This is a genomic window from uncultured Gordonia sp. (assembly GCF_937858515.1).
Classification (GTDB): domain Bacteria; phylum Actinomycetota; class Actinomycetes; order Mycobacteriales; family Mycobacteriaceae; genus Gordonia.
The window spans coordinates 78,393-90,854 of the sequence record NZ_CALLZT010000125.1; the positions used below are offsets into that span (position 1 = coordinate 78,393).

At 67.8% G+C, this 12,462-nt stretch carries 4 protein-coding genes; all 4 read left to right on the top strand.

The window, feature by feature from the left end; all coding sequences use genetic code 11:
- Entirely contained in the window at positions 1–1,062 is a 1,062-nt protein-coding gene (locus tag Q0627_RS11655; protein ID WP_291015810.1) for an ABC transporter substrate-binding protein, read from the top strand.
- Complete coding sequence (locus tag Q0627_RS11660) at positions 1,062–7,712, top strand: non-ribosomal peptide synthetase (protein WP_298810028.1); 6,651 nt, start codon at positions 1,062–1,064, stop codon at positions 7,710–7,712. The genes Q0627_RS11655 and Q0627_RS11660 overlap by 1 nt, the downstream gene beginning before the upstream one ends.
- A 1-nt stretch (position 7,713) precedes the next feature.
- Complete coding sequence (locus tag Q0627_RS11665) at positions 7,714–12,258, top strand: non-ribosomal peptide synthetase (RefSeq protein ID WP_298810030.1); 4,545 nt, start codon at positions 7,714–7,716, stop codon at positions 12,256–12,258.
- Between the two features lie 35 nt (positions 12,259–12,293).
- A partial coding sequence (locus Q0627_RS11670) for a siderophore-interacting protein (RefSeq protein ID WP_298810051.1) occupies positions 12,294–12,462 on the top strand: 169 nt, incomplete at its 3' end.

Consider the following 12,462-nt stretch of genomic DNA (forward strand, 5'->3'; position numbering starts at 1 on the left):
ATGGCAGCAACCACACGGGCAACCACCACTCGAGCGGCTCGCGGCCACCGGCGCGCGCGCAACCTGATCGTCGCGCTCACCGCCTCCGCCGCCCTCGTCGCGGCGGGGTGTGGCAGCGACTCGTCGGAGGAGGCCACCTCCTCCACTGCGAAGGCGGCCGGTTGCCAGTCCGGTTCGGAGTCGGGCACCCGCGTGATCAAGGACACCTTCCTCGGCGATGTGGAGGCACCGGTGACCCCGCAACGCATCGTCGCGGGCTGGCTCGTCGGCAATCAGCTCCTCGACCTCGGGGTTCCGCTGGTCGGCCTGCTCGACGACTACAAGCAGAACGCGACCCAGGAAGAACTGGACAAGGCCAAGGACCTGCCCACGGTCGGGTCGATCTCCGACGGTCTGAGCGCGGAGAAGACCCTGTCGCTCAAGCCCGATCTGGTGGTCACCTCGATCCGCAAGGACATCGTCGAGACCCTTGCGGTGGAGAAGCTCAAGGACAAGGTGCCGGTGGCGGCCTTCGGCATCCTGGAGCCCGCCGACGTGTGGCGCAACTACACCAAGGTCGCCGACGCCGTGGGCTGCGGCGACAAGGTCACTGCCGATCTGAAGCGCCTGGACACCGAACTGGCGCAGATCGGCACCACCCACAAGGACACCATCGCCAAGCTCGGCGAGGTAGCGTACGTCGAGGGTTCAGCGGTGCCCGGCTCGTTCCAGATCGCCACGTCCAAGGCGCTGACGTACGAGCGGCTCACAAAGGCGGGCCTCACCTACTTCTCGGGAGCCGACCCCAACCCGGAACGCTATAACCAGGCCATCTCGCTGGAGCTGACCAGCAAGCTGGAACCGGCCAACGTGATCTTCTACGAGGCCGACTTCGACGGCAAACCCACCAAGCGGACCCAGGAACTGCTCGACAAGCCGACGTTCAAGAATCTGCCGGCGGTCAAGGCGGGCAACCTGTTCCCGTATCCGGCTCCGTACGCGTACACCATCACCGCCGCCGACAAGCAGGTCGAGGCCATCGAATCCGCAGTGAAGGCCGCTAAGCCCGCCGCCACGCCGTAATGACCGACAGCACCACCGTCACCGCCAGTCCCGCAACCGACGGGGCACCCATATTCGACGGGGCATCGGCACGGCCGCTGACCGCCGCTCAGCGTGAGATCTGGGTGGGGCAGCGGCTCACCGACGACGCCACCGCCTACTCGACGGTCCTTGTCGCACACGCCCGCGGTCCCGCCGATTTCGACGTTCTCCTCGACGCGATGAGCGCCGCGATGGCCGAATCGCAGGCGGTGCGGGTGCGGTTCCGGGTGACCGACAGCGGTGAGGTGGTGCAGGAGCCGACCGCCACCATCCCGACGGTCGACCTCCACGATCTGCGTGAGCGTCCGGACGCCTACGCGGCTGCCCGTGAGTGGATCGCGGCCGAGCTGGAACGCCCGTACGACGTCACCGGCGAAATACTGTTCCGGATCAGTCTGATCCGGGTGGAGGACGAGTACACCCTCGCCTATCTGTCGGCGCATCACCTCATCCTCGACGGCACGGCAGTGGGATTCGTGCTGGCGACAGGGCTCGCTCGCTATGACGCCCTGCGTCGCGGTGAAAAGTACGCCGGTGGCGACGATTCCGGGGATCAGTGGTCGCTGGGCAGTCTGGTCGACCTCGACGAGGACTACCGAAACTCGGCGCAGTTCACCGAGGATCGCGATTTCTGGCTCGCGCATGTGGCCGATGCTCCCCCGCCCCCGCGCCTGCTCACCGACCTCGATCCGATCCCCCGCCGGGCCGATATTCTGTCCGTCGGGCTCACCGACGACGAATACGACCGGCTGTACGGGCAGGCACGCACACTCGGGGTGCGGACCGCCGGCCTGTTGTTCGCCGCGCTCGCCGGTTTTCTGCATCAGCGGACCGGCCAGTCGGATCTGATGCTCGCGATGCCGATGGCAGCGCGCACAACCCCCGAATTGCGAACGCATCTCGGCACTTTCGCCACCGTGCTACCGGTCCGGGTGAAGTTGCGGTCCGGCGCCACCTGGCGGCAGGCGGCCGGTGACATCGACGAGTTGCTCGGCCAGGTGGCCCCGCACAGCCGCTTCCGAGGTGAGGATCTCGGCCGGGCGCTGCGCGAGGCCGGCACACCCAAGGCTCTGTTCGGGGTGGGTGCCAACGTGCTGCCGCTGAGCACGCGGCCCTTCACCCGGCTCGGTCTGGACGCGACGCTGGAGATCCTGTCGTCGGGTCCGACCGGCGACATCGACGTGTTCTTCGAGGTCGACGTACCGGCCAAGCAGATCCGCCTCAATCTGCACGGCCCGGGTACCCATATGGCCGAGATGACCGTCATCGCAGATGAATTGGCAGAGTACGTACGTGGCTTGGTCAACGATCCGGAACAGGTCATCGGCCCACCGCTGACCGTTCTCGCCGCCGGATCGGCCGCTCCGGAGACACCTGCCGGGACGCTTCCCGGAGCCGAGGAGTGGATCACCTACAACGACGCCGATTCTCTCGACTCCCCGGGCCCCGATGCCGAGACCGGCCCGCCGGCCGCGACGGTGATCGCAGTGTCGACACCTCCCGGAACCGAGGCCGCCCAGGTGCGAGCGGTGCTGACGACCCTCGCCGGTGCTCATCCGGAACTGTCGCTGCGCGCCGAACGCTGGGCTCCCGGTCTGTGGGAGTACGTTCCGGCCGATGCCGCGGATTGGCCTACGATCCTCGACGCCGCCACCCCTGCCGACCAGGCTGCCGACGAATTGGCCAATACAGCAGCAGGTTTCGCGGCAGCATGGATTCCGGGGGTACGCAGACGACCGGGAACGCTGCTGCTGGCGGCGCACCCGCTCGTCGTCGACGCACAGGGCATGCAGATCCTGCGGCAGGATATCGAAACCTGTTGGGCCACCCTCGCATCCGGTGGTGCTCCGACCCTTCCCGCGGCACCCGCACCGGCGGATGCGGTGACCTGGGCCGGGGACCGCGCCCAATCCGGTACATGTGTCGAACAACTCGACGGCTGGCTGGAACTGGCACGCCGAGCACCATCTCCGGCCCCCGCAGGCGAGTCGGCCACTGCTGCCACCGCGATGGTCACGACCGATCCGTCCGCGACGTCCGCCGCGGGATTGGACCCCGGTGGTGCCGCACTCGCGGCCCTGAGCCTGGCTCTGCACGACATCGATTCCGCAACAAACGCTTCGGAAACGATCGTCGATCTGGACCGCACCGGTCGCACGGGATATCCGGAGCCGGTCGCCGGAAGCGCGGCCCCATTCGGTTTCGCCGCACCCGTCGCGATCGCCGCGGCCAGCGATCCGTCGGCCGCGCTGCGCTCAGCGCGGAGCCGACTGAATCGACATCGCGACAACGGAATCGATTTCGCATTGTTGCGGTACCTGCATCCGCAGGCCTCGGGTGTGCTCGCCGGTACCGGCGACCGCTGGCGGATCCGAGTTCGCGATGAGCGTGGCCTGCGTGTGCTGCGCGCCGACGAGCCGAAGTCCGGTGCGCTGGTCCGTGTCACCGACACCGGATTCGAGTTCACCGTCTACTCGCCGCTCGCGGTGGGTGGGCGTTCCGTCGAGCCACTTGCGCTGGCACAGGCCTGGGCCCGGGCGGCCGAGTCTGTGGCCACCGCCGCGGCCGATCCCGCCAACCAGGTCGGTCCGTCCCCGGACAACATCGTGGGCGTGGCGCTTTCCGACACGGCCCGCAGCCGGCTTCGGCAATTGGCTCCCGGGCCGATCGAGGCGATCTGGACCCTGTCACCGCTGCAGGAGGGTCTGTACTTCCAGTCGGTGGTGTCCGAGGACCTCGACATCTACAACGCACAGTTCGTGCTCGATTTCGACCGGGCGCTCGACCCACCACGGCTCAGGCACGCGCTGACCGCTCTGATGGCCGACCATCCGTCGCTGCGTGGCGGGTTCACCCACGAGGGGTTGCCCGCACCGGTCCAGTACATCGTCGACGGGTTGCCGGCACCGCTGGAGATCGCCGACCTGCGCGAACTACGCGGCGCCGCACTCGACGACGCGTACGACCAGGTGATCCTGGCCGATCGCGAGCACAAGTTCGATCCGGCCGCGCCCCCGCTGTGGCGGGTTACGCTGATCCGGCGCCCCGACGGCGACCGGGTGGCGGTGTCCCGCCGGTTCCTCGTCTGGGACGGCTGGTCCAACGGTCCGTTCATCGGCGGCCTGCTCGCCCACTACGCCGGCGAGCGCGACGACGAGCCCACGCCGATCGAGTCCGCCGTCTTCGCCCGATATCTGCGCTGGCTGGGCGAACGCGACCACGACGCCGCGGCGGCGGCCTGGGCCCGCTATCTCGATGGGTACGACGAACCCTCGGTCCTGGTGCCGGAGGCCGATCCGATCGTCCGGGGCTACACCAGGATTCACGAGCACACTCTGACCACTGAGCAGTCCGCGGCGCTGCCCGCACTCGCCCGGACCGCCGGCGTCACTCTCAACACGATCTTGTCGACGGCACTGTTGCTGGTGGTCAGCCGGTGGACCGGGCGCACCGACGTGGCGATCGGCCAGACCGTGGCCGGCAGGCCACCCGAGGTCGACGGGGCCGACGCCGCGATCGGTATGTTCCTCAACACGGTTCCGGTGCGGGCACGGCTGCGCCCGGACGCCACCGTGGCCGAGTTGCTCGGCGCGCAGCAGTCGACCGCGCTCGCCGTGCTCGGACACGACTGGCTCAGCCTCGGTGAGATCCAGGCTCAGGCGTCGGCTCCCGTCCTGTTCGACACCCTGCTGGTGCTGCAGAACTTCATCGCCGACGCCCTGCTGGGGGCCGAACACGGCGTGGTCGGGCACACCAGCGACGACCACACCCATTTCGCGCTGACCGTGGTGATCACCCCCGGCGACGAGCTGGCGGTCAAGATCGAGACCCGCTCGGACATCGTCTCCGACGAAACCGCCGACGGACTGTCGGACGACCTGATCACCCTGCTGACCGCGCTCGCCTCCCCGGACGGGGTTCTCGACACCCAGCTGGCCCAGTTGCCGATCGCTGCGGCCGAACGGCCACAGATCGGCCGTGCACTCGATGTGCCGGAGCTGTCGGTATCGGAGCTGCTGGCCGCGACCGCGGCCGAGAACGCCGACGCCACCGCCCTGATCTTCGGCGACCGATCGCTGACCTTCGGCGAACTCGATGCCGAGATCAACAGACTCGCAAGGCTGTTGATCGCAGAGGGGGCCGCACCGGAAACGGTGGTGGCCCTGGGGATCGAACGCTCCATCGAGATGGTGGTGGCCCTGTTCGCGGTACTGCGCACGGGTGCGGCGTACCTGCCACTGGAACTCGTGCACCCGGCCGAACGCCTGCACGAACTGGTGGCCGACGCCCGGCCGGTTCTCGCGCTCACCGCCGGCACCACCGCCGAGACCGACCAGGTGATCTTCTCCGGCACCGGGGTCGAGCCGATCGGTCTGCGGTCACCGCTGGTGCTGGCACGGCTCACCGGACTGTCTCCGGAGCCGTTGTCCGACAAGGAACTCGGCGGATTCTCCCACGATCACGCCGACCGCCTCGATCATCCCGCGTACGTGATCTACACGTCCGGATCGACCGGTAAACCCAAAGGTGTGGTGACCGGTTATCGCGGCCTGACCAATATGTACGTCAACCACCTCGACGAGATCTTCCGGCCCGCGGTGGCCCGCTCCCGGTTCGACCGGCTGCACATCGCACACACGGTGTCGTTCGCATTCGATATGTCGTGGGAGGAGTTGCTGTGGCTCACCTACGGCCACACCGTGCACGTGTGCGACGAGGACCTGCGCCGCGATCCACGTGACCTCGTCGCCTACTGCGACACCCACACGATCGACGTCATCAATGTGACGCCCACCTACGCCGAATACCTGATCTCAGCGGGACTTCTGAACGGCGAAACCTTCGGCGGAGCAACAGATTCACACCGACCCGCACTCGTATTGCTCGGCGGTGAGGCCGTGGGTACCGGGGTATGGGACGCGCTGCGCGACGCCGACGGTACCGAGGGTTACAACCTGTACGGACCTACTGAGTACACAATCAACACCCTCGGCGGCGGCACCGACGATTCGGCCACACCCACCGTCGGCAGACCCATCAGCAACACCGTCGGCCATCTGCTTGACCCGTGGCTGCGTCCGGTGCCGCCGGGAGTACCGGGTGAGCTGTACGTCGAGGGTGACGGCCTCGCGCGCGGCTACGGGGGCCGGCCCGAGCTGACCGCCGCGAGTTTCGTCGCACACCCGGACAACCCCGGCGAACGGCTGTACCGCACAGGCGATCTGATGCGCAGACGGGCCGACGGGCTTCTGGATTACCTGGGCCGCACCGACTTCCAGGTCAAGGTGCGCGGCTACCGCGTCGAGCCCGCCGAGGTCGAAGCCGTGCTCGCGGCCGTCGACGGAGTCCTGCACGCCGCCGTTGTGGCACGCACCGATAGCGCCGGGACACCCTCGGCCACAACGACACTGGACGGATACGTGGTGTCCGACGGCGCTCTGCCGCCGATCCCGCAGATCCGGCGGCAACTGGCTGAGAAACTCCCGGCGTACATGGTGCCGTCGACGATCACCGAGATCGACGAGATCCCGGTCAACGTCAACGGAAAACGGGATGTGTCCGCGCTCCCCGAACCTGTGACGGTCCTCGGCGGTGCCGGCCGCGCCGCTTCGATGCTGGAACGGGTACTCGCCGAGATCGCCGCGGGTGTCTTCGGTGTCGACGACGTGGCCCCCGACACCAATCTGTTTGATCTCGGTGCGCATTCGCTGCAACTGATGACGTTCGCCGACGCCGTGCGGAGCAGGCTCGGCGTCGAGCTCAAGGTGGCGGACGTATTCACCAATCCGTCGATCGCGGGTTTGGCCGCGGTGCTCGGCGGAGACTCCGATACCGGCTCGCAGCTGCGGGTTCCTCTGATCGGCTTCCGTCAGGCGGGGGCCGACACTCCGGTGTTCGTCCTGCCGCCGGGCACGGGCCTGGGCTGGCGGTATGGGCAGTTGCTCGCGCACATCCCCGATTCGCGGGGCGTATTCGCCGTGCAGTCACCGGCGATCGCGAGCATCGAGGTCAGTGCCGACCTTGATTCGGCGGCAAGATATTTCGCCGAACAGATCGACCGGGCGGCTCCAGCCGGGCCGGACGGAACAAGGCCGCCGGTGACGCTGCTCGGCTGGTCGTTCGGTGGCTCGGTGACCACCGCGGTCGCGGCAGCACTGGCCGAGCGCGGCCGCGCGGTCGAGTCGCTGGTGCTTGTCGACGCGTTCGCCCGCTCCCCCGCCGAGTATTTCGAATATGTCGACACGATCTCCCCCGCAGCCGCGGCATTGGCGGCGATCGACGTTCCGGTTCCGCCCGAACTCGCGCCGGAGCTGACGGTCGAACAGGCCGTCGAGGTGGTGCGCGGCAGCGATTCCGTGTTCGCCGGGCTGGGCGCCGACTACGTCGAATCCATCGTGGAATCGAATATGTGGGCGTTGACGGTGATGCGGGAACTACATCCGCCGGCCGCACCCGTCGACATCCCGGTGCTGTACGTCGAGGCCGATCCCCCGTTCTCATACAACACGTGGTCCGGGATGCTGGATGTGAAACAGCATGTGCACGTTGAGTATCCGCATCCGCAGATGCTCAACCCCGACGCGGTGCGCACGTGGGGGCCGCACCTGGCCGCCTTCCTGGAGCGGTGACATGACCCATCCGATCCCATTGACCTGCGCCCAGGCCGGACTGTGGTTCGGCCAGACACTGGCCCCCGACAATGCGACGTTCAACGTGTGCGACGCCATCGAGATCCCGGGCGAGGTGGACGTCGAATCACTGGCGCGCGCAGCACAATCGGCTGTCGCCGAGTCCGATACGCTGACCACGCGGCTGGTCGAGACCGGTACCGGGTGGCGTCAACTGCCCGGCGGCTTCGACCTTCCGCTGCCCACCGTCGTCCACAGCGATGCCGACGATCCGTGGCCGACGATCACCGCGCAGGTCCGCGAGTGGACCGGCAGTGCGCACGATCTACGCGCCGTACCCGGTGTGCACCAATGGATCATCAGCGCACCGGGCCGCACGTTCTGGGTGCTGGCCGTGCATCACGCGCTGATCGACGCGTACGGCCTGTCGCTGGTGTTCAACCGGGGTGCAGCTCTGTACGGGCATCTGGTGGCGGGAACAAGGGATACCGCCATCCCTCTCGATTCCATCGCCAAGGTGGTCGACGGCGACCTCGACTACCTGTCCTCCGACGCCTATGCCGCCGATGCCGCATTCTGGTCCGACCGGCTCGACGGCGCCCCCGAAACGGGAACGTCGGGGCAGGCCGACGCCGTACGTACGCTGCGGACCAGGTTGCCACAGATGCCCGGCAACTGGACCGTCGCGGTCACCGCGGGCGTCGCCGGATATCTGGCCCGAGTACGCGGTGACGCCGAGATAAGCCTCAGTTTTCTGCTGATGAACCGGCTCGGCTCACCGTCGGCGCGGGTGCCCACTGTGTCGGTCAACCTTGTCCCGCTGCGGGTGCCGACCGGCGCCGGCGACAGCGTCGCCGAGATCATCGCCGGCACCGGATCCGCAATCGCAGAACTGAGCCGGCATCAGCGCTACCGAGGCAGGCCGGTGGGCACCGAACCCACCCTCACCGGCGGTTTCAGCCGATTCGCCGGCACCGTCGTCAACGCCAAACCGTTCGCGCCGTCAGTCCGTTTCGACGGCCGCGACGCCGTCCAGCATTCCATCGAACGCGGCCCGGTACAAGACTTTTCGGTTACTGTCGCCCCCACCGGCGACGGCGAGCTGAGCCTGCTCATCGACGCCGATGCCGACCGCTACGACGAGGCTGCGCTGTCGCGGCTGTCCGGCGGCATCGCCCGCTTCCTGGTGGCTTTCACCGACCCCGCATCTGCGGCCACCCGGCTGGCGGCGATGCCCGTGATCACCGACGATCAGGTCGACGAAGCGACCCGCCTCGGCCGCGGCGACCCCAACCCCGGCGCCTCGTCGATGATCGAGACATTCGACGCGACAGTCGCCGCGCATCCCGATGTACCGGCGATCGTCGCGCCGGACGCCACCTGGACGTTCACCGAATTGGCCGCTCGCACTCGAGCATTAGCCCGTTCACTGCGGGCGGCCGGGGTACGTGCCGACGACCCGGTGGCGATCGTCGCCGACTCGTCTGCCGCGACGGTCGCCGCGATCCTGGCAGTGTGGCGGGCGCACGGTGCGTTCGTCCCCATCGATCCCCGCTATCCGGCCGACCGGGTCAGGCACCTGCTCACCGACTGCCGGGCGCGGGTGTTGCTGGTCACCGAAACGACCCGCGAACTGGCCGCACAGCACCTTCCGGCCGATGCGACACTCATCGACCTCGATGCGACCGACTTGCCGGGTGAATCGGAAGTGTCTCTGCCGCAGGGATATCCACATCCGGAGAATGCCGCCTACGTTATCTACACGTCGGGATCGACAGGCCTGCCCAAGGGCGTGGTGATCCCCCACCGTGCCGTGACGACGCTCCTCGGCTCCCACCGGCATTTCACGATGCCGGACAAGCCCATCCGGATCCTGAGCACCCATACCTTCTCCTTCGACTCAGCCGTGGTGCCGCTGGCGTGGATGTGTTTCGGGCATCACCTGCACCTGATCGACCGCGGCGACGTCACCGACCCGGATATCGTCATCGACTTCATCCGTTCCCACCGGATCGACTACGTGGACGCGGTGCCCGCACTACAGGCCGAGTATGTGCGTGCGGGTCTGGTGAATCCTACTGGTGGTGAACATGTTCCGCGATGGCTCTCAACGGGCGGCGAGGCGTTTTCGCCCGCGTTGTGGACCGAACTGCACGCCAATCCCTCGGTCACCGTGTTCAACCTGTACGGCCCCACCGAAACCGCCGTCGAGATCACCTTCGCCACCGTCACCGACACACCCGAACCATCGATCGGAGTGCCGTCGCGCGGTGCCGACCTGCACGTGCTCGACCGACATCTGCAGCCCGTCGCGGCCGAAGATGAGGGCGAGCTGTACATCGGCAGCCGGCAAATGGCGCGCGCCTACCATCGACGCCCCGACCTGACTGCGCAACGATTCATCGCGAGCCCTTTCATCGCGGGTGAACGTCTTTACCGCACCGGCGATCTGGTGCGCTGGAATAGCTACGGCCAACTCGACTACCTCGGCCGCGCCGACGACCAGGTGAAAGTCCGCGGCTACCGCGTCGAACTCGGCGAGGTGGAGTCCGCCGTCATCGCCGCCGCCCGCACGCTCGACATTCCGGTGGGTGCGGTGGTCGCCGACGTCCGGGCGTCCGCAGGCTCACCGGCGCGGCTTGTCGCCTACCTGACCGGAACCGACACCACGGACTTCTCGGCACTGCGCGGGGAGATCGCGCGCGTCGCACCGTCGTACATCGTCCCGTCGGCATTCGTACCGATCAACGCGGTCCCGCTGAGCCCGGCGGGCAAGACCGATCGTCGGGCCTTACCCGATCCGTGGCACGGTCAACCCGTTGCCGCGCAACCGGTGTCGGGGGATTCGCCGGTCGCAGTCCTCTGCGGTCTGATCGCCGACATCCTCGAATTGCCGACGGTCGATCCCGGTGAGGACTTCTTCACCCTCGGTGGTGACAGCATAATCTCCATCCAGTTGACCTCGCGGGCAAGAGAATTCGGTATCGTCGTGACCCCGCGCCAAGTGTTCGAGCTGCGGACCGCGCAGGCGTTGGCCGACGCATCCGCGGATTCGGCCACACCGGCCGTCACCGTCGACCCGGCACAGGCCGTAGGAGATATCCCGTTCACACCGTTGATGCACCGGGTGCTCCGCAACGGCGGCCCGCTCGACACGTTCGCACAGGTCCGCGCGTACCGGATCCCGCCCGGGACGACGCCGGACCAGTTGGCCGGTACCCTCGACGCGGTGCGCAGGGCGCACCCGATGCTGCGTGCCCGTCTCACCGACGACGGACTCGTGGTCGATTCAGCACCTATCGATGGCGCCGACGGCACCGTCGACGAGATCCACACCCCCACGGGCGTCGATGCCGCGGCGGCGCAGACGTGGGCCGAGCGGCGCATCACCGAGGCAGCACACCACCTGCACCCGCGCGCCGGGCTCATGAGTCGAGCTCTGCTTGTCCGCGAAGTCCCGGCCGGGGCCGGAGTAACCGACGCGTTCGTCCTGATCGTGCATCACCTGGTCGTCGACGGGGTGTCCTGGCGCATCCTCGGCGAGGATCTGCGCAGCGCTTTCGACGCCGTGTCCCGCGCCGGGGCACCCCGGCTTCCCGCGCCCACCTCCTCGTTCCGCGAATGGTCGCGCGGGCTGGCCTCCCGAGCCGACGATGCCGACATCGCCGCAGGTGCCGGTCTATGGGAACATCCCCCGGCCGTTCCCGGCCCCGGCGACATCGCGGTCGCGGGCCGCCCGTTGGACGCGGCCATCGATGTGGCGTCGGCCGTCGAACGGTTCGAGGTCGAGCTGCCCGCGCGAGAAGCCATCACCGATGTCCCCGACCTGTATCGCACCGGACCCACCGAAGTGCTGCTTGCCACGCTCGCGCTGGCGATCGCACGGGTGTACTCCGGCGAGCGGTCCGGTCCGCGGCGACTGTTCGTCGACCTCGAAGGGCACGGCCGCGACGAGACCCTCATCGACGACGTCGACCTGTCGCGCACCGTCGGCTGGTTCACCGCCTTCTGGCCCGTATCGATCGAAGTCCCCATGACCGATCACACGGCACCGACCCGATCGGCCGACACCGTCATCAAACAGGTGAAGGAACGACTGGCCGCGCCAAAGTTCGGAGGCCTCGAATACGGTCTGCTGACCGAACTCTCACCCGCCGCGCAGCCACAGCGGCCCAGCGGTGTGCTGTTCAACTACCTCGGCAGGCTCACCACCGGCGAAGGCACCGGACCGTTCTCCGCGGTGTGGCCCGGCAAGCCGATCATCGTGGTCCGCGACGACGCCATGCCCGTGTCCCATCCGCTGGAGATCAACGCCGTCGCCGTGGCCGTCGATGACGAACTTCGGCTGCGCGCCGAGATCTCCTACGTACGCACGCTCATCACCCGGGAGCAGGCGCGGCGGATCGTCGACGAATGGTCGGCGATCCTCGCTGCGCTGGCCGCCCCCGACACATTCGGCGAACTCGGCGGGATCACCCCGTCCGATTCACTGATCGATGACCTCACCCAAGACGAAATCGACGAATTCGCAGATGAATTCGCCTGAGAACCCCACCACTGCGCCGAAAGAGTCACCAGATCATGGCATTGCTTTTCACCGTTGACACCGTCGAGGATCTCTCGCCGCACATGCGCCGGTTCACCTTCTCCGGCGATGCCGTCGGCGCGTATATCGCCACCGGCCAGTTTCCCAATATCAAGATCTTCCTGCCGCACCCCGACGGCACCTACGACGTCCCCGAACTCGACG

Coding starts and splice junctions, on each gene's coding strand:
- Q0627_RS11660 (WP_298810028.1), top strand. CDS start 1,062: ATGACCGACAGCACCACCGTCACCGCCAGTCCCGCAACCGACGGGGCA.
- Q0627_RS11655 (WP_291015810.1), top strand. CDS start 1: ATGGCAGCAACCACACGGGCAACCACCACTCGAGCGGCTCGCGGCCAC.
- Q0627_RS11665 (WP_298810030.1), top strand. CDS start 7,714: ATGACCCATCCGATCCCATTGACCTGCGCCCAGGCCGGACTGTGGTTC.